Annotated in this window: 21 protein-coding genes and 1 pseudogene; 14 read left to right on the forward strand and 8 right to left on the reverse strand. The window is 71.8% G+C overall.

What is annotated here, in order from left to right:
* The first annotated feature begins 16 nt into the window (after nucleotides 1-16).
* From BLT97_RS32000 to BLT97_RS32010, 3 genes are all read left to right on the forward strand, one after another.
* On the forward strand, nucleotides 17-388 hold the full coding sequence (locus BLT97_RS32000; RefSeq protein WP_093616570.1) for a DUF1801 domain-containing protein: 372 nt from the start codon (nucleotides 17-19) through the stop codon (nucleotides 386-388).
* A gap of 126 nt (nucleotides 389-514) precedes the next feature.
* Nucleotides 515-1,708 (forward strand): acyl-CoA dehydrogenase family protein, encoded by a 1,194-nt coding sequence (locus tag BLT97_RS32005; RefSeq protein ID WP_093616572.1) that lies wholly within the window; start codon nucleotides 515-517, stop codon nucleotides 1,706-1,708.
* A 31-nt stretch (nucleotides 1,709-1,739) separates the two neighbouring features.
* Nucleotides 1,740-2,219 (forward strand): nitroreductase family deazaflavin-dependent oxidoreductase, encoded by a 480-nt coding sequence (locus tag BLT97_RS32010; RefSeq protein ID WP_093616574.1) that lies wholly within the window; start codon nucleotides 1,740-1,742, stop codon nucleotides 2,217-2,219.
* Between the two features lie 107 nt (nucleotides 2,220-2,326).
* On the opposite strand, the gene BLT97_RS32015 is transcribed toward BLT97_RS32010, so the two are convergent.
* Nucleotides 2,327-2,974 (reverse strand): TetR family transcriptional regulator, encoded by a 648-nt coding sequence (locus BLT97_RS32015; protein WP_093616576.1) that lies wholly within the window; start codon nucleotides 2,972-2,974, stop codon nucleotides 2,327-2,329.
* A 242-nt stretch (nucleotides 2,975-3,216) separates the two neighbouring features.
* On the opposite strand from BLT97_RS32015, the gene kbpA reads away from it, so the two are divergent.
* The gene (kbpA, locus tag BLT97_RS32020) at nucleotides 3,217-4,002 is read left to right on the forward strand and encodes an AfsK-binding protein KbpA (RefSeq protein ID WP_093616578.1); all 786 of its coding nucleotides are present in this window, start codon (nucleotides 3,217-3,219) and stop codon (nucleotides 4,000-4,002) included.
* Between the two features lie 197 nt (nucleotides 4,003-4,199).
* On the forward strand, nucleotides 4,200-6,584 hold the full coding sequence (afsK, locus tag BLT97_RS32025; RefSeq protein ID WP_093616580.1) for a protein serine/threonine kinase AfsK: 2,385 nt from the start codon (nucleotides 4,200-4,202) through the stop codon (nucleotides 6,582-6,584).
* Between the two features lie 128 nt (nucleotides 6,585-6,712).
* Here the strand turns inward: afsK and BLT97_RS32030 are convergent, their stop codons facing one another.
* Nucleotides 6,713-7,369: a hypothetical protein gene (locus tag BLT97_RS32030; protein WP_176953962.1), complete on the reverse strand. Its 657-nt coding sequence runs from the start codon at nucleotides 7,367-7,369 to the stop codon at nucleotides 6,713-6,715.
* A 269-nt stretch (nucleotides 7,370-7,638) separates the two neighbouring features.
* On the opposite strand from BLT97_RS32030, the gene BLT97_RS32035 reads away from it, so the two are divergent.
* Entirely contained in the window at nucleotides 7,639-8,247 is a 609-nt protein-coding gene (locus BLT97_RS32035; RefSeq protein WP_093616582.1) for a hypothetical protein, read from the forward strand.
* Nucleotides 8,248-8,268: 21 nt separating this feature from the next.
* On the opposite strand, the gene BLT97_RS32040 is transcribed toward BLT97_RS32035, so the two are convergent.
* The 3 genes from BLT97_RS32040 to BLT97_RS32050 are packed head-to-tail and all read right to left on the reverse strand — an operon-like array spanning nucleotide 8,269 to nucleotide 10,650.
* On the reverse strand, nucleotides 8,269-9,042 hold the full coding sequence (locus BLT97_RS32040; RefSeq protein WP_093616584.1) for an enoyl-CoA hydratase/isomerase family protein: 774 nt from the start codon (nucleotides 9,040-9,042) through the stop codon (nucleotides 8,269-8,271).
* 7 nt (nucleotides 9,043-9,049) lie between these two features.
* Nucleotides 9,050-9,493, reverse strand: a complete 444-nt coding sequence (locus BLT97_RS32045) for a Zn-ribbon domain-containing OB-fold protein (RefSeq protein ID WP_093616586.1) — start codon at nucleotides 9,491-9,493, stop codon at nucleotides 9,050-9,052.
* Nucleotides 9,494-9,495: 2 nt separating this feature from the next.
* Nucleotides 9,496-10,650 (reverse strand): lipid-transfer protein, encoded by a 1,155-nt coding sequence (locus BLT97_RS32050; protein WP_093616706.1) that lies wholly within the window; start codon nucleotides 10,648-10,650, stop codon nucleotides 9,496-9,498.
* Between the two features lie 187 nt (nucleotides 10,651-10,837).
* On the opposite strand from BLT97_RS32050, the gene BLT97_RS32055 reads away from it, so the two are divergent.
* On the forward strand, nucleotides 10,838-12,439 hold the full coding sequence (locus BLT97_RS32055; RefSeq protein ID WP_093616708.1) for a FadD3 family acyl-CoA ligase: 1,602 nt from the start codon (nucleotides 10,838-10,840) through the stop codon (nucleotides 12,437-12,439).
* A 69-nt stretch (nucleotides 12,440-12,508) separates the two neighbouring features.
* On the opposite strand, the pseudogene BLT97_RS32060 reads toward BLT97_RS32055, so the two are convergent.
* From BLT97_RS32060 to afsR, 3 genes and pseudogenes are all read right to left on the reverse strand, one after another.
* Nucleotides 12,509-12,874, reverse strand: a pseudogene (locus tag BLT97_RS32060) (VOC family protein); the annotation flags it as partial.
* A 156-nt stretch (nucleotides 12,875-13,030) separates the two neighbouring features.
* On the reverse strand, nucleotides 13,031-13,177 hold the full coding sequence (locus tag BLT97_RS38110) for a hypothetical protein (protein ID WP_176953963.1): 147 nt from the start codon (nucleotides 13,175-13,177) through the stop codon (nucleotides 13,031-13,033).
* Between the two features lie 289 nt (nucleotides 13,178-13,466).
* The gene (afsR, locus tag BLT97_RS32065; protein ID WP_093616590.1) at nucleotides 13,467-16,400 is read right to left on the reverse strand and encodes an SARP-family global regulator AfsR; all 2,934 of its coding nucleotides are present in this window, start codon (nucleotides 16,398-16,400) and stop codon (nucleotides 13,467-13,469) included.
* Nucleotides 16,401-16,649: 249 nt separating this feature from the next.
* On the opposite strand from afsR, the gene BLT97_RS32070 reads away from it, so the two are divergent.
* The 7 genes from BLT97_RS32070 to BLT97_RS32100 all read left to right on the forward strand — a co-directional run bounded on the left by BLT97_RS32070 (nucleotide 16,650) and on the right by BLT97_RS32100 (nucleotide 25,303).
* Nucleotides 16,650-17,882, forward strand: coding sequence for an amidohydrolase family protein (locus BLT97_RS32070; protein WP_093616710.1), 1,233 nt, complete (start codon nucleotides 16,650-16,652; stop codon nucleotides 17,880-17,882).
* Between the two features lie 357 nt (nucleotides 17,883-18,239).
* Nucleotides 18,240-18,653 (forward strand): PaaI family thioesterase, encoded by a 414-nt coding sequence (locus BLT97_RS32075; RefSeq protein WP_093616592.1) that lies wholly within the window; start codon nucleotides 18,240-18,242, stop codon nucleotides 18,651-18,653.
* Nucleotides 18,654-18,793: 140 nt separating this feature from the next.
* Nucleotides 18,794-19,735, forward strand: a complete 942-nt coding sequence (locus BLT97_RS32080; RefSeq protein ID WP_093616594.1) for an LLM class F420-dependent oxidoreductase — start codon at nucleotides 18,794-18,796, stop codon at nucleotides 19,733-19,735.
* A 123-nt stretch (nucleotides 19,736-19,858) separates the two neighbouring features.
* Nucleotides 19,859-20,641 carry an SDR family NAD(P)-dependent oxidoreductase gene (locus BLT97_RS32085; RefSeq protein WP_093616596.1) on the forward strand — a complete coding sequence of 261 codons (783 nt, stop codon included), beginning with the start codon at nucleotides 19,859-19,861 and terminating at the stop codon, nucleotides 20,639-20,641.
* Nucleotides 20,642-20,769: 128 nt separating this feature from the next.
* Nucleotides 20,770-21,891, forward strand: a complete 1,122-nt coding sequence (locus BLT97_RS32090) for an LLM class flavin-dependent oxidoreductase (protein WP_093616598.1) — start codon at nucleotides 20,770-20,772, stop codon at nucleotides 21,889-21,891.
* A 218-nt stretch (nucleotides 21,892-22,109) separates the two neighbouring features.
* A complete protein-coding gene (locus tag BLT97_RS32095; RefSeq protein WP_093616600.1) occupies nucleotides 22,110-23,849 on the forward strand; it encodes an N-acyl-D-amino-acid deacylase family protein in 1,740 nt (579 codons plus the stop codon).
* Complete coding sequence (locus tag BLT97_RS32100; protein WP_093616602.1) at nucleotides 23,846-25,303, forward strand: aldehyde dehydrogenase family protein; 1,458 nt, start codon at nucleotides 23,846-23,848, stop codon at nucleotides 25,301-25,303. Before BLT97_RS32095 ends, BLT97_RS32100 begins: the two co-directional genes overlap by 4 nt.
* Nucleotides 25,304-25,496: the final 193 nt, after the last annotated feature.

A 25,496-nucleotide genomic window follows, 5' to 3' on the forward strand; every position in this document is an offset into this window, starting at 1 on the left:
CCGCGATACTCGGAGCATGGTGCAGAGCGACGCCCCGGACGTGGACACCTACCTCGCCGGGATCGAGGACGAGGCCCGACGCGAGGCCGTGACCCGGCTCGTGGAGCTGTGCCGCGCCGAGCTCACCGGCTTCGACGAGGTGATGGCGTACGGCATGCCGGGCTATGTGCGTCCGGGCGGCGGCCAGGAGATCGCGCTGGCGAATCAGAAGCAGTACGTCTCCTTCTACCTGATGCGCGACGACGTGCGCGAAGCCTTCGAAGAGCGGCTCGCGGGACAGAACATGGGCAAGGGCTGCCTGCGCTTCGGCAGCGCCGCCAAGGTGGACTACGGCCTGGTGGGGGACCTGCTGCGGGCCGTGGCGAAGGAGCCGGGACCCGTCTGCTGACGGACGCTCCACGGGCCGGAACCGACAAAGCACCCGCCACCCCTGTGCATCTCGCCGCGCAAGACCTAACATGACGCGCCGTCAGATCCGGGGCCGCCGAAGGGGACCCGGGGGAGGAGCCCGCCCATGGACGCCGCGTTCACCGCCGAGCAGGACGAGATCCGCCGCACGCTGCGCGAGCTCATGGCCAAGCGCACCGGACCCGACGAGGTCAAGGCGGCGGTGCGCACCCCCGCCGGCCACGACGCCGACCTGTGGCGCACCCTCGCCGCCCAACTCGGCCTGCCAGGGCTCGCGTTGGACGAGGAGCACGGGGGTGTCGGCTGCACCGCCACCGAACTCGCCCTGGCCTGCGAGGAGACCGGCCGGGTCCTGCTGCCCTCGCCGCTGCTCGCCACGGCCGCACTCGCGGTCCCGCTGATCCGCCGCCTCGGCACCGAGGAGCAACGGCGCGCCCTGCTCCCGAAGATCGCCGAGGGCGAGCTCACCGCCGCGCTCGCGGTGCCCGGCGTCGCGCTCGCCACCGCGCTCGGCCTGTCCGGCGACAGCCGGGGCGACTGGGCGGGCGGCGGCCGTGCGGGCGGGGTGCAGGCCCGCTGTGACGAGGAGGGCTGGCGCCTGTACGGGCAGGCCGAGCAGGTGCTCGACGGGCACAGCGCCGACGTGCTCCTGGTCGCCGCGCACACCGGCGGCTTCGCCCGCTCGCGCACGCTGCTCTTCCTCGTACCGGCGGACAGCGCCGGAGTCGCCCGCGTACGCCAGACGACCCTGGACGAGACCCGCCCGCAGGCGCGGATCGAACTGCGGGACGCCACCGCCGAGTTGCTCGGCCCCGACGACGCCGCCGTGGTGGCCGAGGCCCTCGCGGCCACCGGCAACGCGGCCGCCGCCGTGCTCGCCGCCGAAGCGGTCGGCGCCGCGGACCGCGCCCTGGAGCGGACCGTCGAATACGCCAAGCAGCGCGAGCAGTTCGGGCGCGCGATCGGCTCCTTCCAGGCGGTGAAGCACCGGCTCGCGGATGTGTACGTGGCGGTGCAGGCCGCGCGCTCGGCCGCGTACTACGCGGCGTGGGCGGCGGGCCGCGACGACGGTGAGCGCGTGGGCGGACTCGCTCTCGCCCAGGCCCTCGACGCCCTGCGCACCGCGGCCGGCGAGGCGATCCAGCTGCACGGCGGGATCGGCTTCACCTGGGAGCACGAGGCGCACCTCTACTTCAAGCGGGCCGCGAGCGACGAGCTGCTCTTCGGCCCCGTGCACCGGCTGCGCGCCCACGCCGCCGACCACGCAGGACTGTTCGTCGCCGAGGAGGTCGCGGTCTGATGCCGTACGGAACCGAGGAGGTCGCGGTCTGATGCCGCCCGGAATCAAGCTCATGCAGAAGGTGTCGTCGAGCCGGCTCTTCATGAAGGTGGGCCCGCACTTCGTGCCCGCGATGGACCGCGCCGTGCACAAGCTGACGCGCGGCAAGGTGATGCTCAGCGCGCAGATGCTGCCCGGCGTCATCCTCACCGTGAAGGGCGCCAAGAGCGGCATCCCGCGGCGTACGCCGCTCGCGTGCATGCCCGAGGAGGAGCGCGGCACCTGGGTGCTCATCGGCTCCAACTTCGGGCGCCCCGGCCACCCCGTATGGACGGTCAACCTCCTCAAGAACCCCGACGCGGAGATCAGCTGGAAGGGCACCGACATCGCGGTCACGGCCCGGCTGCTCGAAGGCGAGGAGCGGGCCGAGACCTGGGAGAGGTGCCTCAAGTTCTGGCCGCCGTACGCCACTTACCAGGCGCGCATCGACCGGGAGATCCGCCTGTTCCGCCTGGAGCGGCGCACCCCGTAGGCGCCCCGGGCCGGCAGGACGAAACGGCCGGCACAACGAAACGGGCGGCGGTCGTCCTCACGAGGAGGATGACCGCCGCCCGTATGACAGGAGGCTGGCGCCCGGTGCTACTTCGTCGGCTTCTTGCCGGTGATGCCCAGGTGGACCAACAGGGCCAGGTTCGGCTTCAGTTCGGCCTGCTTGACGCCCCAGGTGGAGAAGCCCTTCTGGTGCGAGGCGACCGAGGCGAGCATCGCGACGAGGGAGCCCGCCATCGCGGCCGCATTGACGTCCTTGTCGACCTTGCCCTTGTCCTGGAGGTCCTTGACGGTGTCCGTGAGGGAGTTGGTCACGGAGTTCAGGATCTTCATGCGGATCTTGTAGAAGCGCTTGTCGCCTTCGGCCGAGCCGAGGTCGACCACGCGCAGGATCGCGTCATTCTTGCGCCAGAACTCCAGGAAGCTGTCGACCAGTTCCTGTGCGGTCGCCCAGCCGGCCTTGCCGATCCACGACCGCTCGGCGAGCACCTCGGTCAACCCGGCGCCCTCCGTGGCCATTTGCTCCGCGATCTCCAGGACAGCGCCCTCGACGTCGGGGAAGTACTGGTAGAAGGTCGCCGGTGAAGTGCCCGCTTTCCGTGCCACATCGATGACCTTGACGTCACGGTAGGGCGAGGAACTGAGCATCTCGCTGAGGCAGTCGAGCAGCTTCTGACGCGTCGCCTGCCCACGCCGTCCGGCCACGCGGCCGTCGACGGTACGCACTTGTCCTGTCATGCCGTCAGCTTACCGAGGGGTGATCGGGGCGCGATTCGGCCGACTGCAAATGGGGACGGGGGAGATACGGGGGAGTTAGGGGGACTCGGGGGATATGGGAGAGGTGCGGCTCGCCCCGGGTGGCGACAGCGGACCCGGAATTGACCAAGTGTTCGATTCGTTTTCCTGCGGTACGCCGGGTACGGCACTAACTTGGCTGTGACGGGTGCCACAGGAGCTCCCTGGTCCGGGAGGTGCGAGACATGGTCGCCGCGTATGCCGAGGGTGTGCCGTGCTGGGCGGACGCCCTGCTGCCCGACGTCGAGGCGGGCAAGCGGTTCTACGGGGAGCTGTTCGGCTGGACCTTCGACGAGGGTGCCGGGCCCGAGTACGGGCACTATGCGCAGGCGTACAAGGACTCCCGCGCCGTCGCCGCCCTCGCCCCCAAGCAGGACGGCCGCATGCCCACGGTGTGGAACGTGTACTTCGCGACCCCCGACGCCCCCGCGACCGCCCGCCGCATCAAGAGCGCGGGCGGCCAGCTGGTCATGGAGCCGATGCCGGTCGGGCCTTTCGGCACGATGGCGCTCGCGGCCGACCCCGAGGGTGCGGTCTTCGGCTTGTGGCAGGGCGGCACGCACGAGGGATTCGAGAAGGCGGGGGAGCCGGGCGCGTTCTGCTGGACGGAGGTCAATGTGCGGGACGCGGCCCGCGCCGACGCCTTCTACGAGAAGGTCTTCGGCTTCAAGGGCTTCGACCTCGACGGCGTGATCGACGGCTTCCGCACGTGGTCGCCGGCCGGCACCGAGGCGGGCCCCGACACCTCCGTGGGCGGCCGCCAGATCATGGGCGCGGACGTCCCCGCCGTACTGCCCGCGCACTTCCTCGTCTACTTCGCCGTCGCCGACTGCGACGAGGCCGCCCGTACCGCCGAGCGGCTCGGCGGCCGGGTGCAGAGCCCACCCGTCGACATTCCGTACGGGCGCATTGCGACGCTCGTGGACAATCAGGGCGCGGTCTTCGCGGTCCTTCAGGATCCCGCGGAATGAGGCGGATCGTTTTGCCGTGAATCGCCCCGGAATGGGGTGAGACCTCCCGATAGGGCCCCGGGTTCGCAACCGCCGCCCGCGCCAGGAAGAATCAGGGTGCGTGCCGCCTGGGCGGCGCGGTGGTGAGACGCTGACGAGGAGCACCGGCGCGTGCTCTGCGGGTGTCCCGCGGTCTCGTACGGGGAGGTGGCAGGCAAGTGGTGGAGCAGCTGACGCAGCACGATCCGCGCAGGATCGGGCCGTTCGAGGTGCTCGGCCGGCTCGGTGCCGGCGGCATGGGTCTGGTCTATCTCGCGCGCTCGGCCTCGGGCCGCCGGGTGGCGATCAAGACGGTCCGGACCGAGCTCGCCGAGGACCAGCTCTTCCGCGTCCGCTTCACCCGCGAAGTGGAGGCGGCCCGTGCCGTCTCCGGCTTCTACACCGCCGCCGTCGTGGACGCCGACCCGCGCGCCGCCGTGCCCTGGCTCGCCACCGCCTATGTGCCCGCGCCCTCGCTCGAAGAGATAGTGAACGAGTGCGGGCCGCTGCCGGCCCAGGCCGTACGGTGGCTGGCCGCCGGTATCGCCGAGGCCCTCCAGTCCATCCACGGCGCGGGCCTGGTGCACCGCGACCTCAAGCCGTCCAATGTGCTCGTCGTCGAGGACGGCCCCCGCGTCATCGACTTCGGTATCGCGTCCGGCGTCTCCAACACGCGTCTGACCATGACGAACGTGGCCGTGGGCACCCCGGCGTACATGTCGCCCGAGCAGGCCAAGGACTCGCGCTCCGTCACGGGCGCGAGCGACGTGTTCTCGCTCGGCTCCACCCTCGTCTTCGCCGCGACCGGACACGCGCCCTTCCACGGTGCGAACCCGGTCGAGACCGTCTTCATGCTGCTCAGGGAAGGGCCGGACCTCGAAGGTCTCCCGGACGAGCTGCGTCCGCTGATCCTCGACTGCATGCACATGGAAGCGGCGATGCGGCCCAGCCCCGCCGACCTCCAGGCGCAGCTCGCCCCGCATCTGTTCGCGTCCGGCTCCGACGACTCCGGTACGGCCTCGGCCTGGCTGCCCGAGCGGGCCACCGCGCTGATCGAGGCGCGCCGCGGCGGGCGGCCGCCCGTGCGCTCCACGGGCTCGGGCCGCAGCGGCGGACGCGGCCACGTGCCGCCCCAGCCCTCGCAGCCGCCCCGGCCCGCCCGCCCGGTGGGCGGCCCCGGTGCGGCCCGTGCGGGGGAGGACTGGGACGAGGCCTGGCGGCAGGGGCCCGACCCCGCGCCCGTACGGCTGCCGGGTGCACCTGTGCCGATCGGGCCCGGGCCGCGGGTGGCCGACGCGCGGCGCGAGGCCGACAAGAGGGTGGGCGCTCCGGAGGCGGCCCTCGCGGCGTCCTGGTCGCGCTCGTCCGCGGCGGCCGGTTCTGCCGGGGTGAACGGCGCGGAACCCGTGCCGTCCCCTGCCCCCGCTCCCGCCGAACCCGCGGCCTGGCGGCCCTGGCGCTTCCGGATGTCCAACGACGTCTGGGGCACCCCGCACGTCGTCGGCGACCGCGTGTACGTCACCTCCTTCGAGGTGCACGCGCTGGACGTGGCCACCGGGCGGCGGCAGTTCAAGACGCGCGACGTGGCCTGGTCGATGGCGATCACCGACGGCCGGATCCACGCCTCCGACGGCCCCACGCTCTTCGCGCTCGACGCGGCCGACGGCTCCGACCTGTGGCGCTTCCCCACGGACGCCTGGGTGTACGCGCTCAAGGCGGACCGCGGCACGGTCGTCGCGGGCCTGCGCGGCGGCGCCGTGCACGGCTACGAGGCCGCGAACGGCGAGAAGCTCTGGGAGATCACCGGCGCGCAGACCGACTTCGAGACCCCGGAGGCCGGGCCGGTCATCCACGAAGGCACCGTCTTCGTCTGGAAGGACGCACGGCTGCGGGCCCTGGAGTCCCGCACGGGCGTCGAGCGCTGGTCGTACCCCATCGGCGACGCGGCCTCCTGCGGCGGCGTCCCCGTCCGCCTGACCCCGGCCTCCGACGGTGCGGTGTACGTGGCGGCCGGCACCCGCGTCCTCGCCATCGACATCGCGTCGGGCCAGGTCCGCTGGCACTTCGAGGCCCCCGCGGTCTTCCTCTCGCCGCCCGCGTACGCCCCCGGGGCCGCGGTCACCGGCGGCGGGGTCTACCTCGCGGACTATCTCGGCACGGTCTACGCCCTGGACGCCAAGGACGGCCGCGACCGCTGGCGCATCGCGACCGAGTCCCGCTCGTCCATCGACCCGGTGCTCGTCGCCTCCGGGCACGTCCACGTGGGCGCGGGCAACGGCCTCTACACGTTGGACGCCGTCACCGGCACCCCGAAGTGGCGCTTCCAGGCGGGCGGTGAGGTGATCGGCTCCCCGGTCGCGGCCGAGGGCCGCCTGCACTTCGGCTCGGCCGACCACTGCCTGTACACCCTGGACGCGGTGGGCGGCCAGCTCCGCTGGAAGCTCGCCACGGGCGGCGAGATCACGGGCGCCCCGGTCGCCCAGGCGGGCGTGGTCTACGCGTGCAGCAAGGACCGGTGCGTGTATGCACTGGACGCGGTGAAGGGGACGGGGACGGCGCGGTAGGGCGGGTCTGGCCCCGTGGCCGCACATCCAGCCCCGCCGGCGTTTGAGGCGATCCGAGCGGAGCTCGGATGCGGGGTCCGGGGCGGAGCCCCGGGGAACGGTGAAAGGGCGGGGCGGGGAGAAAGAAGTCAGGCACCCGAGCCCGAAGACGGCGGAGGCGGCCGATGCCACGCGGGAGGCGGCTCCTCCGACGCGTCGGGGGCGCCGTAAGGCGGCGCGTCCGGGGCATCGTAAGGGGGCGCGTCGGGGGCGGCGTACGGGCCCGCGTCCGACGACCTGCCCGGGGGCGCACCCCAGCCCGACCCCGGCCGATCCAGCGTCGGCACCCCGGAAGACTCCGGAGGCACCGCCTCCACCTTCCGCCCCCGCCCCGCCATCACCAGCGAGGCCAACACCAGCACCGCCCCACCCACGAACGCATTCGCCGCCCCCACCCCCAGCCCGTTCCCGTCCCCGTCGACGGTGAGCGATCCCTCCGCCTGGCCCACCCGGACCATCCACAGCACGGCGAACCCCATCGCCACGATGCCCGCGAACGCGATCAGCAGCCGCGAGCGCAGCACGACCCCGATGAGGGTCACCACCGCGACGAACAGGAACGGCAGGAACAGCGAGCCGAACAGCTGGGCCTTGGCGTCGGTGACCCCGTCGCCCGAGAACAGCTCGCCGATGCGGTAGTCCCTGCCGAGACGGCCGTCGTACCAGGCACGGAAGGGGCTCCAGACGACGGCCGCCGCACCGGCGAGAGCGAGGAGCGAACCGAGGACGTTGCGGACGCGCTTCATCGGTGACCTCCCGGCGTACCGCCTGACAGAGCGGCAAACGGCACATAGGCCCGGATACGGGGCTCTCGTCCCCGACGCTACGCCGGGCCACGGACCCTCGCCACCAGGGAGTTTCCCTCCGGTGCCGGGCGCGCGACCCGCCCCGCGCGGCTCGGGCCGCCCGTGCGCCGAACTCCGTTTGTCCACAGGGCCGTTCACGCCGCCTTCGCGCCTGCTAAGGTTCCGCGCGTTCCATGCAGACGTATGGCAGACCTATCGGGGGAGGGCCCATGGTGCGGCTTCGTCGTGTCCGGTTCGCAGTCGTCCTTGTCGCGGTGGTGCTCGCGCTGACCGGCTTCCAGGCCGGCTCCACGTCGGGCGGCAAGGGCGGCAGCGGCAAGAGCAAGAGCAGCGGCGGCGGGGGCGGCTGCTCCAGCGGCAAGTCGCGCAGCTCGTCCAGCGGCGGGGACACGGACCGTGACGACGCCGGCTCGGGCGGCTCCGCGGGCAGCGAGGACGATCCGTACGGCGACAGTGGCTACGACTGGGGGCTCGGCACCTCCGACGGCCCGCAGGAGCTCAGCGCCGAGGACCAGGCGACCGCCCGGATCGCGCACTGCGCGGCGGAGGACGCCAAGAAGCGGCGCAAGGGCGGCAAGTCCGCCAAGCCCGCCAAGCGCACCCGGGCCGAGGTCACCAAGGTCGAGGTCCGCTCGTCCAAGGGCGGCACCTACACCGTCGGCGTCGGGTTCACGTACAGCAACAACACGGACGGGACCGTGTACGAGGAGGTCACGCTGAAGCCGGGGGCGACGCGCACGGTCACCGTGACGCCGCCCCGCAAGTTCGACCCGGACAAGCTGGACGCCTGCGAGCTCGTCGAGTTCGAGCTCCGGTGAGCCGGGGCGTGCCGCGCGAGATCACCGCAGCCTGAATCCCGCCCGCCGCCCCCCGAACAGCCCCGCCTGCTCCTCGGCCGGCAGGTTCCCCAGCCCGATCAGCGCGGGTGCCTGCGCCACCGCCTGGGCCCGCGCGGCCGCCGACGCCGCCCACACCGCCCGCACCGTGCCCTCCACGGCCGCGGGCGGGTACGAGGCGATGATCTCGGCGGAGGCCAGCGCGGCCGTCAACGCCTCGCCGGGCGGGGCGAGTTCGGAGACGAGGCCGGTCTCATAGGCGCGGCGGGCGGAGACCCGTTCCGCCGTGCCCATCAGCGACATCCGCGCCACCTCGCCGAACGGCATCCGCTGCGCCATGTACATGGCCTCGTACGCACTGACCATCCCGTACGTGGTGTGCGGGTCGAAGAAGACCGCACGCTCCTCGTCGGCGACGAGGAACTCGGACTCGCCCAGGAGGTAGAAGGCGCCTCCGCAGGCCATCCCGTTCACCGCCGCGATCACCGGTTTCCACAGGTCGCAGGCCTTCGGCCCGATGGCGACCAGGGGGTCGTCGATCGTGTAGGGGGAGGGCGGCTGGGGGACTTCGGCGCTCCGGTCGATGCCCGTGCAGAAGGCCTTGTCCCCGGCGCCGGTGAGGACGATCGCGCGTACGGAGGCGTCGAACCGGAACTGCCGCCAAGCGGCGGTCAGTTCGGCGGCCGTCTCCAGGTCGATCGCGTTGTGCTTCGCGGGCCGGTCCAGGGTGAGGACGGCGACACCCGTCTCCTTGTCGCATTCGATGCGCAGAGCCATGGCCGCCTCAGCGCTCCAGCACCCATTGCGGCACCGTGAACTCGCCCTGCTGCGCGAAGACCACCTGCACCTTCGCGCCGATCTTCAGCCGGGCCGGGTCGACCGAGTTCCAGGGCGCGCCCGCCTCGGTGACGAGGTTGCCGACGAGGCGGATGCGCGGAGCCTCGGCGAGCTCCACGACGATCGCGTTGTACGGGGCCATCTCCGCGTACGCGGGAAGCAGCGGCGGATGCGGGAACACGTACGACCAGATCCGGCCCTTGCCGCTCATCCGCCGCCACTCGCTGTCGAAGGACCGGCAGTGCGGGCAGCAGGGGCGGGGCGGGAAGCGCAGCTCGCCGCACTCGGTGTTCGCGCAGGCCTGGACACGCAGTTCGCCCCGGGCGGTGTACTCCCAGAAGGGTGCGCCGTCGTCGTCGGTGACGGGGGCAAGGAGTTCGGTCGTCGTCATCTTCAGCTCCTCAGGAGTACGGCCGACGTGGGGACGCCCTCGCCCGCGGTCACCAGGCAGGTGGCCGCGTCGGGGACCTGGGCGGTGGAGGTGCCGCGCAGCTGCTTGACGCCCTCGTTGATCAGGTTGAAGCCGTGCACGTACGCCTCCGAGAGGCCGCCGCCGCTGGTGTTGATCGGCAGCCGGCCGCCGATCTCCAGGGCGCCGCCCTCGGTGAACGCGCCGCCCTCGCCGCGCGCGCAGAACCCGTAGCCCTCCAGGGAGAGCGGGATGAGCGGGGTGAACGCGTCGTAGATCTGGGCGACATCCACGTCCTCGGGGCCGAAGTCGGCCTGCTTCCACAGCTGTCGGGCCGCGGTCCAGGCGGGGCCGGTGAGCGGGTCGTCGTTCCAGTAGTTGACCATGCCGTGGTGCTGGGCGGGCAGGCCCTGGGCGACTGAATGCAGGTAGACGGGCTTTTGGCGGCAGTCGCGGGCCCGCTCCGCGGAGACGATCACGCAGGCCAAAGCCCCGTCCGTCTCCAGGCAGTTGTCGAAGAGGCAGAGCGGCTCGCTGATCCAGCGGGCGTTCATGTACATCTCGCGGGTCAGCGGGCGCTCGTACATCTGCGCCGCCGGGTTCTGGTTGGCGCGGTTGCGGCAGGCGAGCGCCACGTTGAAGAGGTGGTCGCGCGTGGTGCCGTACTCGTGCATGTGGCGCCGGGCCAGCATGCCGATCTCGTCGGCGGGGCGCAGGAGCCCGTACGGACGGGTCCACTGCCCGGGGGTCGGCAGCTGCACGGCCGTGTTCGTCCAGGGGCGCTTGCCCGAGCCGCGCTTGCGCGAGCGCCAGGCGACCCCGACGCTCGCCTGGCCGGTGGCGACCGCGGAGGCGAGGTGGGCGAGGGTGGCGCACGAACCGCCGCCGCCGTAGCCGACCTTGGAGAAGAAGGTCACGTCGCCCGCGCCGATCGCCTTGGCGATCTCGACCTCGTCGGTCTCCTCCATCGTGTACGAGGCGAAGCCGTCCACCTCGGAGGGGTCGATCCCCGCGTCGTCGAGCGCGGCGAGAATGGCCCGGCACGCCAAGGTCTTCTCGGATTCGGGTAGCTGTTTCGCGAAGGGGGTCTGGCCGATCCCGACTATCGCTGTAGCGTCCTTCAGTGTCGCCGCGGCCATGGCCACCTCCGAGATCAACTGCCGTGTCCCAGACTGCATTCCGCCTGCGTTCGACCGGCATCCAGCCTGCATCCCTGCTGACAGCGGGGAAGGCTACAGCTAATCTGACGGATAGTCAGCTACTGCGGTGGGAGGGCTTGCGATGCGCGGGGACGAGCAGGGGATGCCCGGGGGAGTCGAGCTGGAGATGCGCGGCGATCTTCGCTGGGGCAGCATTCCGGGCCTGATGCGGTCGGCGGCCGAGCGGTACGCCGAGCGCGAGGCGGTGGTCGAGGGCCGCACCCGGATCACGTACGCGGAGCTCGGCGAGCGCGTGGAGCGCGCGGCCGCCGCATGCATCGCGAGCGGCGTGGAGCCCGGGGACCGCGTGGCCGTCTGGGCGCCCAACACTCTCGACTGGATCGTCTCCGCGCTCGGCGCGGTGAGCGCGGGCGCGGTGCTCGTGCCGCTCAACACCCGCTTCAAGGGCACCGAGGCGGCGTACGTCCTCCAGCGCTCCCGCGCGAAACTCCTCTTCATCACGGGCACCTTCCTCGGCACGTCATACGTGGCCTCGCTGCGCCGCGCGACCGCGGAGGGCACGGGCGAAGGACCCCTGCCCGCGCTGGAGCACCTGGAGCAGGTGGTGGTGCTCTCGGACGACGCCCCGGACAACTTCCGTACGTGGAAGGACTTCCTGGCCGGCGGGGACGCGGTGCCGGCGGCCGCGGTGGCGGCCCGCTCCGCGGCGATCGACCCGGCCTCGCCCTCGGACATCATCTTCACCTCGGGCACCACCGGCCGCCCCAAGGGCGCGGTGATCACCCACGCCCAGTCCCTGCGCTGCTACGACATCTGGAGCGAGCTCGCGGGCCTGCGCGAAGGCGACCGCTACCTCATCGTCAACCCGTTCTTCCACACCTTCGGCTACAAGGCGGGCATCCTCGCCTGCCTGATGCGCGGCGCGACGATGGTGCCGCAGCCGGTCTTCAACGTGGACACCGCGCTCGCGAACATCGCCGCCGAGCGCATCTCGGTGCTCCCCGGCCCGCCCACCCTGCACCAGTCCCTGCTCGACCACCCGGCCCGCGCCAAGCACGACCTCTCGGCGCTGCGCCTGGTGGTCACGGGCGCGGCGGTCGTCCCGCTGCAACTGGTGGAGCGCCTGCGCACGGAGCTCGGCATCGCCACCGTCCTCACCGCCTACGGACTCTCGGAGGCGAGCGGCATCGTCACGATGTGCCGGCGCGGGGACGCGGCCGAGGTGATCGCGCAGACCTCGGGCCGCGCCATCCCGGACACGGAGGTCCGCGTGGTCAACCCGGCGGGGGAGACCCTGCCGCCCGGCGCGTCCGGCGAGGTCCTGGTCCGCGGGCACAACGTGATGCAGGGCTACTTCGAGGACCCGCAGGAGACGAAGAAGACCATCACGCCGGACGGCTGGCTGCGCACGGGCGATGTGGGCGTGCTCGACGAGGAGGGCAACCTCCGGATCACCGACCGGATCAAGGACATGTTCATCGTCGGCGGTTTCAACGCGTACCCGGCCGAGATCGAGCAGCTCCTCGGCCTGCACCCGGACATCGCGGATGTGGCGGTGATCGGCATACCGGACGCGCGCCTCGGCGAGGTCGGCAAGGCCTACGCGGTACGCCGCAGCGGCTCCACCCTCACCTCGGACGATCTGATCGCCTGGTCGCGCCGCGAGATGGCCAACTACAAGGTGCCGCGCCAGGTGGAGTTCGTGAGCGAGCTGCCGCGCAATGCGAGCGGCAAGGTCCTGAAGACGGAGCTGCGGGGACGGGCGTAACCGGCCCTGGGAGAGCGGGACTCAGCCCTCGGCCGCCCTGGCGGCCGCCTCCCGCTCCTCCCTCTCCTCCCGCTCCTTCACACTGCTCTCCACGCAGAACTCGTTCCCCTCTGGATCGGCCAGCGTCTGCCAGCCGCGCCCGTCGGGCCGCCGCATGTCGCTCACGAGCGTGGCCCCGAGCGCGAGCAGCCGCTCGACCTCCTCGTCACGGGTGCGGTCCTGCGGCTGTACGTCGAGATGCACCCGGTTCTTGAGCGTCTTGCCCTCGGGCACGGTCACGAACAGGATCGGCGTCCCCGCGTTCTCGACCAGCGCCTCGGGGTCCCCGGGCGCATCCTCGTCGGACACCTTCCCCCCGGTCACTCCGGCCCAGAACTGCGCCTGGGCGTAAGCGTTGTGGCTGTCGAAGGTGATGTGGCGCACGTGTGAGGTCATCGGGGCATCTTCGCGGGGTGGGCGGGGGCGGGGCAACGGAGTTACCGGGTGTGGGGTGCGGTCCGGAGCCGTCAGCGCGCGCCGGACATGCGTCGGCCGCGGCAGCGGGCTCCCCCTCCGCGCTGCCGCGGCCGATCCCCCGTCATGGAGTGAGGCTCAGACTTCCTCGCCCGTCGCGTGCTCGTCCTGGGGCTTGGCGGGCTCGCTCGTGGCGTGCTCGTCCAGCGGCTTGGCCGGCTCGCTCGTCGCGTGCTCGTCCAGCGGCTTGACTATGCCGGGCTCGTTCTTGGTCTCGTCGCTCATGCGTGGCTCCCCTGTGTGCTGACGGATCGATGGCACCGCCCGCCCGGCAACTCCCCCGAGGATCGCCGGACGGGCGGTGTGGGCCGCTCACCTTAGTGCGCGGCTCCGCGGTTGATCCGTCTGCCCCCCGACGCGACGGATCGACCCCTTGAGGATCGCGCGCGGCGATAAACGAACGATGAACGCCCTGTCCGGGGCCTGCCACACGTCTGTCACGAGGGCGTACGAGACGGGGCCGCGCCTTCCGCTACCGCGGCGGCGGGCCCCGTTCTGTGCCAGGTCTCTCCCGCTAGGCCGCCGCGACCGGGGTGAGCAGCCGCCTGACCTCGTCCGCCTCGGGCGAGCCCAACTCCTCGTAGAGCTCCAGCGCTTCGCGCCAGCACGCCGCCGCGCGAACGCTCATGCCCACCCCGGCCAGGGCCCGGCCGAGCACCGTGAGCACGTTGGCCCGTCGCCAGTCGCCGCCGATGTCCTGCTGGGCCAGCGCCTGTTCGGCGTGGGCGGAGGCCTGGGCGTGCCGGCCGGCGGCCAGATGCGCCTCCGCGATGCGGTAGTGCGCCATCCCGATCCACAGGGACTGGCGGCTCTCGGTGAACGTCGCGAGGGCGTCCGAGAGTTCCGCGAGCGCCTCCGCTGTGCGTCCGGCGCGGGTCAGGGCCATCCCGAGGGCGTACTTGGCGTTGGCGATCCGCAGCACCGAGTCCAGCTCGGCGTAGATCCGTACGCCTTCCAGCGCGCGCTCCACCGCGCTGTCGATCTGGTCGAGTTCGAGCTGCACCCGCGACAGGTTGCAGACCGCGCTCGCCTCGCCGGGCCGATTGCCGTCCGCGCGGAAGGACGCGATGGCCTCGCGCAGATGGCTCTGGGCCTCCTCGTAGCGGTGCTCGTAGAGCGCGATGATCCCGCGCTGGTTGGGCACCCGGCCCAGCGGCACCGGATCCGAGGCCGCCTGCCCCAGCTGGTATGCGAGCCGCGCCTCGTCGTCGGAGCGGTGGAACTCGCCGGCCAGGCTGAGCACATGGGCCAGGAAGGTGCGGGCCCGGCCCTCGGCGAGCGCGTCCCCCGCGGCGTGGGCGGCTTCGACCACCTGGCGTGCGGCGGACTCGTAGCGCCGGGCGTCCACCCGGGACTCCGCGAGATCGGCCGCGGCCATCAGGAGGTCGGCCGCCCGCCGCAGCGTCCCGCCGCCGGCCAGCTGCTGCACGCAGGCCAGCAGACAGCCCGCTTCGGAGAAGAGCCAGTCGACCGCCTGGGAACGGTCGTCGAACCGCAGGCCCTCGCGCGCGGTGGGCGCGAGGTGGTCGACCAGCCGGTCACCGGGCCGCTCGATCGCATACACCTGCGCAGCCGTAGACAAATAAAAGTCGAGCAGCCGGGACAGCGCCGCCCCCCGCTCGCTCGGCGGCTGCTCGTCGCGCTCCGCGCAGGAACGCGCGTAGAGGCGTACGAGGTCGTGGTAGCGGTAGCGGCCCGGCGCCGCCGATTCGAGCAGCGAGGCGTCGACGAGGGATTCGAGGAGGTCCTCGGCCTCCTCCTCGGGAAGGTCGAGCACGGCCGCGGCGGCCGCGAGGGAGATGTCCGGGCCGTCCGCGAGGCCGAGCAGCCGGAAGGCGCGGGCCTGGGCGGGCTCCAACTGTCCGTAGCCCAGCTCGAACGTGGCCTTCACCGCGAGGTCGCCGGCCTGGAGCTCGTCCAGGCGGCGCCGCTCGTCCGCGAGCTTGGCGGCGAGCACCGAGACCGTCCACGTACGACGCGAGGCGAGGCGCGAGGCGGCGACGCGGATCGCGAGCGGCAGGAACCCGCAGGCCGCGACCACGTCCAGGGCCGCCTCGCGCTCCGAGGCCACCCGCTCCTCGCCGACGATCCGCGTGAAGAGCTGCAACGCCTCCTCGGGAGACATGACATCGAGGTCGACCAGGTGCGCGCCCGGCAGGTCCACCATGCGGTGGCGCGAGGTCACCAGGGCCGCGCAGCCCGCCGTGCCCGGCAGGAGCGGTCGGACCTGGGCGGCGTCCCTGGCGTTGTCGAGCAGCACGAGCACGCGGCGGCCATCGAGCACCGAGCGGAACAGGGCCGCACGCTCGTCGAGCGTCTTCGGTATGTCCGCGTCGGCGGTGCCGAGCGCGCGCAGGAAGGCGCCGAGCACCGCCTGCGGCTCGGCGACCCGGGGCCCGGTGCCCTGGAGGTCGAAGTAGAGCTGCCCGTCGGGGAAGTGCACCCGCGCGGCGTGCGCGACATGCACGGCCAGGGTGGTCTTGCCGACCCCGCCGATGCCCGCGACCGCCGAGACGGCCATGACCTGGCCCTCGGCGGAGGCGAGCACGTCACCGAGCTCGGACACGAAGGCACCGCGGCCGGTGAAGTCGGCGACCGTGGCGGGGAGCTGGGCGGGCCGCACGGGTGCGGCGGCCGGCTCGGCGAGCGGGGCCTCGGGCTCGGCGAGGGCCGGGTCGGCCTGGAGGATCCGCCGGTGCAGCTCCGTCAGGTCCGGCCGGGGGTCCACCCCCAGCTCCTCGGTGAGCAGGCGCCGCGTGTCGTCGTACACGGCGAGGGCTTCCGCCTGCCGGCCGCTGCGGTACAGCGCCAGCATGAGCAGTTCGCGCAGCCGCTCGCGCAAGGGGTGCGCGGCCGTGAGGGCGGTGAGCTCGGAGACGGCCTCGGCGTGGCAGCCCTGCTCCAGGTCCATGTCGAGCCGCGCCTCGAGCAGTTGCAGACCCCACTCGACCAGGCGGGTGCGCTGGGCGTCCGCGTACGGGCCCGGAACGTTGGCCAGCGGCTCCCCGTCCCACAGGCTGAGCAGCTTGTTGATCAGCGCACGCGCCTGGCACAGATCACCCGCGGCCCGGGCCTTCTCGGCCTCGCCCCACAGCTCCTCGGCGAGGGCCAGGTCGAGGGCGTCGCGCTCGAAGCGCATCGCGTACCCGCCCGCCTCACTCACCAACGAGTCGGGATCGAGGATCTTCCGCAGCCGCGAGGCATACGTCCGCAGCGCGGCCAGCGCCTGCGAGGGCGGCTCCTCGCCCCAGATGCCGTCGATCAGCTCGGCCGCCGTGGCGGTGCGCCCGTGCCGCAGGAGCAGCGCGGCGAGCAGCGCGCGCTGCTGAGGCGAGCCGGTCGGCAGCGGGTCGCCGCCGCGCCAGGCCCGCACCGGCCCGAGCACGCTGAACTGCAGCGGCGCGGCTCCCGGACGCCGCTGGGCAGGTACGCGCGGTACGCCGTCCATCCTGGTCCCCCTGGCCCCTGTGTTGCCCGACTTGCTCTGTTTCGCCCTGGAAGTGCGGCAACTCCCGTCGGGCGTACGGGAATCACCCGCCCCAGTTTGCCCTGCGGGCGGCCGTGGCGTCAGGTGCGTGGTGCACCTCTCACGGGGCCCGCGTACGGCGGGAGGTGCGTGCGGAGGGTCGCGCCCCGGCGAGAACCGGTGCCATCCAGGGAGCTGACGATCCGTCAGATAGGGGCTACCGTGGTGCACATGGAGACCTTCCCGAAGATCATCTCGGTGGACGACCACACGGTTGAGCCCCCCAACGTCTGGCGGGACCGGCTCCCGTCCAAGTACCAGGACATCGGCCCCCGGATCGTACGAGCGCCCCTGAAGGAAATGACCTTCCTCGGCGGCAAGTTCGCACCGGTGATGGGCGCACCCGGAGACGACGGGCCGATCGGCGACTGGTGGGTCTATGAGGACCTGCACCGCCCGCTCACCCGCCTCGACACGGCCGTCGGCTACGACAGGGACGAGATCAAGCTCGAGGTCATCACGTACGAGCAGATGCGGCCCGGATCCTTCAGCGTGCCCGAGCGCCTGGCGGACATGGACATCAACCACGTCCAGTCGGCCGTCTGCTTCCCGACCTTCCCGCGCTTCTGCGGCCAGACCTTCACCGAGGCCAAGGACCGCGAGCTCGGACTGCTCGGGGTGCGGGCGTACAACGACTGGATGGTGGAGGAGTGGTGCGGGCCCGACGCGCAGGGCCGCCTCATCCCGCTCACCCTCATACCGCTCTGGGACGCGCGTCTGGCCGCCGAGGAGGTCCGGCGCAACGCGGCCCGCGGGGTCCGGGCGGTCGCCTTCTCCGAGATACCCCCGCACCTGGGCCTGCCCTCGATCCACACCGACGAGTGGGACCCGTTCCTGGAGGCGTGCAACGAGACCGGCACGGTCATCGCGATGCACATCGGCTCCTCCTCGAAGATGCCCTCGACCTCCGCGGACGCCCCGCCGGCCGTCGGCTCCACCATCACCTTCGCCAACTGCTGCTTCTCGATGGTCGACTGGCTGATGAGCGGCAAGTTCGAGCGCTTCCCGAACCTGAAGATCATGTACGCCGAGGGCCAGATCGGCTGGATCCCGTACATCCTGGAACGCGCCGACGTGGTCTGGGAGGAGAACCGCGCCTGGGGCGGGGTGGCGGACAAGGTCCACCGCCCGCCGTCCGAGCTCTTCGCCGAGCACGTCTACGGCTGCTTCTTCGACGACGCCTTCGGCCTGAAGAACCTGGATGCGATCGGCGTCAAGAACGTCCTGTACGAGACGGACTACCCGCACTCCGACTCCACCTGGCCCAAGTCCAAGGAGGTCGGCGAGTCCCAGATGGGCCACCTGCCGCCGGACGTCGTGGACCAGCTGGTACGGCGCAACGCGATCGACCTCCTCGGCCTCACGGAGGACGGGTTGTGGGGTCCTTCGGCGCCCAAGGCGTGAGCGCTTCGGTCGGGTGTGCCTGTCCTGGTCGGGCGTGCCTGTCGTGGTCGGGTGTGTCCGACCGGACGGGCGCGCCCGGCTCTGGTCGGGCGTGATCGCTTCGGTGCGGCGCGATCCACTGGCCGGGCGTGATCGCACCGGCTCGGCTCGGCGCGGTGCGATCGATCGGCCGGGCATGATCGCTCCGGCCCGGCCCGGCGCGGCGCGATCGACCGGCCAGGCGTGGCCGATCGTCCGCGCCTGCCCGCTCAGGCCGTGCGGACCGCTCCAGCCGTGCGGACCGCTCAAGCTGAGCGTGCCCGCGCGTGCCCGCACAGCCCGCGCGTGATCCCCGCCCCGGCAGGGGAGAACCTCCGCATGACTCTCACCCCTGCCGAGGCCGAGAAGATCCTCGCCGTCAACTTCGCGCCCTGGGTGCTCGATCTGGGCCTCACCGTCGTCGGGACCGGTGACCTGAGTGCCGTGCTGCGGCTGCCGTGGTCCGCGCGGCTGGCCCGCGAGGGCGGCGGGCTCTCGGGGCAGGCGCTGATGGCGGCCGCGGACACGGCGACCGTCATCGCCGTGTCCGCGGCACGCGGCGGCTTCGTGCCGATGACCACGGTCCAGCAGTCCACCACCTTCCAGCGCGCGGTCCTCGACGCGGACGTGCTCGTCGAGGCCCGCCTCACCAAGCTCGGCCGCAGGATGGCCTTCGCCGACATCGAGATGAGGGCCGAGGGCGCGACGGAGCCGGCGGCCCGGGCGAGCACGGTGTACGCGTTGCTGGGCTGAGCACGGGTGCGCGGTGCGCCGTCGCCCGCCCGTACCCACCGGTCGGCCCGCCCCTCCGCACCCCTTGCCTGATGCACCGTCAGGTACCACGATGTGCCGGTACCTGGATATGACGGTTCGTCAGATTAGGGGTGTGCGGCATGACGTACGAGCAGGGGCGGCTGGTGTACGGGATGCAGTTGCCCATTCAGGCACAGAGTGCCCTCTTCGCCGAGCCGTGGGAGGCGGACGCCGGGCCCGCGGACCTCGTCGAGATCGCGCGCACCGCCGACCGCGCCGGGTTCGACTACATCGCCAACTGCGACCACGTCGCCATTCCGCGGCGTCTCGCCGACGCCATGCGCACCACCTGGTACGACCCGGTCGCCACGCTCTCCTACCTCGCCGCCGTCACCGAGCGCGTCAAGCTGCTCAGCCATGTCGCGATTGTCGGGCTGCGGCACCCGCTGGCCACGGCGAAGGCGTACGCCACCGTCGACCATCTCTCCGGCGGCCGGCTGATCCTCGGGGTCGGGGCCGGACATGTGGAGGAGGAGTTCCAGGCACTCGGCGCCGACTTCGCCGGGCGCGGGCGCGTTCTGGACGAGACGGTGGACGCGCTCAAGGCGGCCCTCGGCCAGGAGGAGTACCCCGAACACCACGGTGAGCGCTATCAGTTCAGCGGTCTCGGCCAGTGTCCGCGCCCGGCCCAGGAGCGGGTGCCGATCTGGGTGGGCGGCTCCTCGAAGGCCGCGATGCGGCGCGCGGCGGAGCGCGGGGACGGGTGGTTGCCGCAGGGCGACCCGCGGACGAAACTCCCGGCGAAAATCGCCGAGTTGCGGCGGATGCGCGAGGCGGCGGGGGTCGAGGCGCCGCTCGTCGTCGGCGCCATCACCGAACCCCTCTACATCGGCGACCCCGGATTCGACGCCGGACCCTGGACGGTCAGCGGGAAGGCGGAGGCGATCGCCGAATCGCTGCGCGCGTACGGGGCGATGGGGGTCCAGCAGATCCAGATCCGTTTCCCGAACCGCAGCCTGACCGAACTCACCGACCAGATGGCCGCCTTCGGCGCCGAGGTCGCCCCGCTCCTCAACGACTGAGTCCTCAGCGACAGACGCGGCGACTAAGTCCTCAGCGACCGACCCCTCAGCGACCGACCCCTCAGCGCCTGAGCCCTCAACGCCTGACCGACCCCGCACCCCATCCACTCAAGGAGACCCCACATGGGCAAGCTCGACGGACGTGTCGTCCTCATCACCGGTGCCGCGCGCGGCCAGGGCGAGCAGGAGGCCCGGCTCTTCGCGGCGGAGGGCGCGCAGGTCGTCCTCGCCGACGTGCTCGACGAGCAGGGCGAGGCGGTCGCGAAGGAGATCGGCGACAGCGCGGTGTACGTGCACCTCGACGTGAGCCGGGAGGACCAGTGGGCCGCCGCGGCCGAGCGGGCCAAGGAGGCCTTCGGTAAGGTGGACGGGCTGGTCAACAACGCGGGCATCCTCCGCTTCAACGCCCTCGTCGACACCCCGCTCGAGGAGTTCATGACGGTCGTCCAGGTCAACCAGGTCGGCGCCTTCCTGGGCATCAAGACCATCGCGCCCCTGATCGGCGAGGCGGGCGGCGGCACCATCGTGAACACCGCCTCCTACACCGGCCTGACCGGCATGGGCGCGGTGGGCACGTATGCCGCGACCAAGCACGCCATCGTCGGGCTCACCCGCGTCGCCGCCCTTGAGCTCGCCGGCATGAACATCCGCGTCAACGCGGTCTGCCCCGGCGCCATCGACACCCCGATGTCCAACCCCGCCCAGCTCGACCCGGACGTGGACCAGGAGGAGATGAGCGCGGCGCTCGACGAGCTCTACCGCAAGCTCGTGCCGCTCGGCCGCGTGGGCAAGGCGAAGGAGGTGGCCGACCTGGCGCTGTTCCTGTCCGGTCCCGACTCCTCGTACATCACCGGCCAGCCCTTCGTGGTCGACGGCGGCTGGCTCGCGGGCGTCAGCGTGATCTGACCGCCCCTGCCCCATCCCTGACGGGCCGTCAGTATTGACGGTCCGGTCGGGGGGTGGAACAGTCGGAGCATTCGATCTGACGGTTCGTCAGAAACCGAGGCCGGACCGATTGAGGACGGTGAACCTCCGTGGAATTCGGGATATTCGTGCAGGGCTACGTGCCCGACCCCCGACGCGCCGTGGACCCGCAGGCCGAGCACCACGCCCTGATCGACGAGACCGAGTACGTGATCCAGGCGGACAAGTCCGGCTTCAAGTACGCCTGGGCCTCCGAGCACCACTTCCTGGAGCAGTACTCGCACCTGTCGGCCAACGAGGTCTTCCTCGGCTATCTCGCCCACGCGACGGAGCGCATCCACCTCGGCTCCGGCATCTTCAACCCGCTCGCGGCCGTCAACCACCCGGTGAAGGTCGCCGAGAAGGTCGCCATGCTCGACCATCTCTCCGAGGGCCGCTTCGAGTTCGGCACGGGCCGCGGCGCCGGCAGCCACGAGATCCTCGGCTTCCTGCCCGGCATCGACGACATGAACGCCACCAAGGAGATGTGGGAGGAGACCATCGCGGAGTTCCCCAAGATGTTCCTCCAGGAGGAGTACGAGGGGTTCCAGGGCAAGCACTGGTCGCTGCCGCCGCGCAAGGTCTTCCCCAAGCCGTACGGGAAGTCGCACCCCGCGATGTGGTACGCGGCGGGCTCCCCCTCCTCGTACGCGATGGCGGCGAAGAAGGGGCTCGGGGTCCTCGGCTTCAGCGTGCAGCGCGTGCAGGACATGGAGTGGGTCCTGGAGCAGTACAAGGGCGCCATCACGGAGGCGGAACCGGTCGGCGGCTTCGTCAACGACAACGTGATGGTGACGACCACCGCCATCTGCGCCGAGACCCACGACGAGGCCGTGCGGATCGCCGTGAACAGCGGCCTCAACCGGCTCCAGTCCCTCGTCTTCTACTACCACGACACCTTCCCCAAGCCCGAAGGCCTGCCCGTCTGGCCGGAGATGCTGCCCGAGTTCAACGAGGAGATCGTCGAACTCCTCATCCAGGAAGAGCTGCTGGTCTGCGGCGACCCCGACGAGGTGCTCGCCCAGTGCAAGCGCTGGGAGCAGGCCGGCGCCGATCAGCTGAGCTTCGGCATCCCGGTCGGGGTGGCCAAGGAGGACGTGCTGACCACGCTGAAACTCGTCGGCGAGCACGTGATCCCGAAGATCGACACCGATCCGGTGCACCGCACCACGAGGTTCCGGCAGGCGGCCTGAGCGCCGCCGCCCGGGAGCGGGGCCGTGCGTCTTCCCGGACCGCACCGCCCCGTACGGACCCGGCCGGGTCCCCGCACGGTGGCGGCCACACCGTGCGGGACCCGGCCGGGACACAGCCACGTATGCACCACCGCCGCGTACGCGTGACCGCGACGTCTGTGTCACGCCAACGACCCCCACGTACAAGGAACAACGCACCGCACCCGAAGGGAACCGTCATGCTGGACCACCTGATCAAGGGCGCGACCGTAGTCGACGGCACCGGCGCCCCCGCTCGCGTCCTGGACGTGGGGATCCGCGACGGCCGGATCGCCGTCATCGCCGAGCCGGGCACCGTCGCCGAGGAGGCGCGCACCAGCGAGGACGCCACGGGCAAGGTGCTCTCGCCCGGCTTCGTCGACCCGCACACCCACTACGACGCCCAGCTCTTCTGGGACCCGTACGCCACCCCCTCCCTCAACCACGGCGTCACCACGGTCGCCGGCGGCAACTGCGGGTTCACGCTCGCGCCGCTCAACCCCGCACGGCCCGAGGACGCCGACTACACGCGGCGGATGATGTCCAAGGTCGAGGGCATGTCCCTGGTCGCACTCGAAGAGGGCGCGCCCTGGAACTGGTCGAGTTTCGGCGACTACCTCAACGCCCTGGACGGCCGGATCGCCGTCAACGCGGGCTTCATGGTGGGGCATTGCGCGATACGCCGGTACGTGATGGGCCCGGACGCCGTCGGCGGACAGCCCACCGAGGAGCAGCTCCAGCAGATGCTCGACCTGCTGCACACCGCCATGGACGAGGGCGCCTGGGGCCTGTCCACCACGCAGTCCTCCACCCACTCCGACGGCGACGGCAAGCCGGTGGCCTCGCGGCACGCCAAGCCCGAGGAGCTGCTCGCGCTGTCGAAGGCGGTCGGCGAGCACGAGGGCACGCAGCTGGAAGCGATCGTGGCCGGCTGCCTCGACCAGTTCAGCGACGAAGAGATCGACCTCTTCGTGGAGATGAGCGCCGCCGCCGGCCGGCCCCTCAACTGGAACGTGCTCACCATCGACGCCGCCGTCCCCGAGCGCGTCCCGCGCCAGCTCGTGCCCTCCGAGCGCGCCCGCAAGGCCGGCGGCCGGATCGTGGCCCTCACCATGCCGATCCTCGCGCCGATGAACATGTCCCTCGGTACCTTCTGCGCCCTCAACCTCATCCCCGGCTGGGGCGAGATCCTGGGCCTGCCCATCCCCGAGCGCATCGCCAAGCTGCGCGACCCCGAGGTGCGGGCGGAGATGCTGAGGCGCGCCGACTCCAAGGAGGCGGGAGTCTTCCGGCGCCTGGCCAACTTCGGCCGGTACGTCATCGGCGACACGTACTCCAAGGAGAACGAGGGCCTCACCGGCCGCATCGTCGACGACATCGCGGCCGAGCGCGGCCAGGACGCCTTCCAGTGCCTGGTCGAGATCTGCGCCAACGACGAGATGCGCACGGTCCTGTGGCCCATGCCGACCGACAACGACCCCGACTCCTGGGAGCTGCGCAAGCAGGCCTGGGAGCACGAGGACATCATGCTCGGCGGCTCCGACGCGGGCGCCCACCTGGACCGCATGTGCGGAGCCCCGTACACCACCCGCTTCATCGGGGACTGCCTGCGAGGCCGCAAGCTCACCACCCTGGAGCAGGCGGTCAAGATGCTCACCGACGACCCGGCCCAGCTCTTCGGTCTCATCGACCGCGGCCGGATCCAGGAGGGCTACTTCGCGGACCTGGTCCTGTTCGACCCCGAGAAGATCGACGCCGGGAAAGCGACTCTGGTCCACGACCTGCCCGGCGACAGCCCCCGCCTCGACTCCAAGGCCATCGGCGTCAACGCCGTCTGGGTCAACGGCGTCGAGGCCATCCGCGAGGACCGGGTCACCGGCGCCGTGCCCGGCAAGGTGCTGCGGTCCGGCCAGGACACCAGGACGGTGAGCACCAAGTGAGCGACGCTCAGAAGCTCTTCATCGGCGGCGCGTGGGTCGAGCCCGACGGCGGTCACTACGAGGTGATCAACCCGGCCACCGAGGAGGTCGTGGGACTCGCCCCCGAGGCCTCGAAGGAGCAGGTGTACGAGGCGGCCGCGCAGGCCCGCGAGGCCTTCGAGACCTGGTCGCGCACCTCGCCCGAGGAGCGCGCCGCGATCCTGGCGAAGGCGGCCGAGCACATCCAGGCGCACGCGGCCGAGTACACCGAACTCGCCCGCGCCGAGACGGGCGCCACCACCGGGACCGCGCGCGGCATGCAGGTCGCGGTCGGCACGGCGCGCTTCAAGCGGTACGCGAAGGGCGCACTCGAGCCCGTGGAGCACGCGCTCCCGCCGCAGATCAACGAGGCCGGACCGATGGGCAAGGCGGGCGCCTTCGGAGCCCTCGAGGTGCGCCAGCCGGTGGGCGTGGTCACCTGCATCACCTCGTACAACAACCCGTGGGCGAACCCGGCGGGCAAGGTCGCGCCCGCGCTCGCGATGGGCAACACGGTGGTCGTGAAGCCCGCGCCGCAGGACCCGCTGTCGGTGTTCAGGATGGCGGAGGCCCTGGAGGCGGCCGGCGCCCCCGCGGGCGTCGTGAACGTCGTCTCCGGTACGGGTGTGGAGGTCGGGCAGGCCGCCGTCGACTCGCCCGACGTCGACATGGTCAGCTTCACCGGCTCCACCGCCGTCGGCCAGGCGATCGGCGAGGTCTGCGGCCGCACGATGAAGCGCCAGCTCATGGAGCTCGGCGGCAAGGGCGCCGCGATCGTCTTCGAGGACGCCGACCTCGACTCGGCCATGATGGGCATCGGCACCACGTACGCCTTCTACAGCGGCCAGATCTGCACGGCCCCCACCCGCGTGATCGCCCACCGCTCCATCTACGAGCAGCTCCTCGACAAGCTCACCCAGTACATCGGCTTCATGAAGGTGGGCGACCCCGCGGCCCAGGGCACGGTGGTCGGTCCCGTCATCTCGGCCGCGCACCGCGACCGCGTCGAGTCGTACATCGAACTCGGCAGGAAGGAGGGCGCGCGGGTGGTCGCCGGCGGCGAGCGCCCGGCCATGGACCGCGGCTTCTACGTGGCCCCGACCCTCCTGGCGGACTGCACCAACGACATGCGGGTGGTCCGCGAGGAGATCTTCGGCCCCGTGGTCGTCGTCCTGCCCTTCGACGACGAGGAGGAGGCCATCCGCCTCGCCAACGACAGCGACTACGGCCTCCTGTCCTACGTGTGGTCCGGCGACGTGGCCCGCGCCTTCCGCGTGGGCCGCCGCCTGCGCTCGGGCGGCGTGGGCATCAACACCATCGGCCGCAACATGGAGGCCCCCTTCGGCGGCTTCAAGCAGTCGGGCGTGGGCCGCGACTGCGGCTCGTACGCGCTGGCGGCGTACAGCGAGGTGCAGTCGGTGGTGTGGACGACCTGAGGGGTGCGCGAGGACCGTGCGAACCTCCGAGGGAAAATTTTGAAACGGGGCAAAAGGGACACTCGCGCGGTTTCCGCATAACGAACAAGCCGGGCTGTACCTCTCTACGAGAGGTGCGGCTCGGCTTTCCCCGTTCATCCAAAGGTCGAATTCCGATTCCTCCCCCGTAATTCAAGGGTGAGACAACGGAGTC

This window comes from Streptomyces indicus (genome assembly GCF_900100315.1).
GTDB classification, from domain to species: domain Bacteria; phylum Actinomycetota; class Actinomycetes; order Streptomycetales; family Streptomycetaceae; genus Streptomyces; species Streptomyces indicus.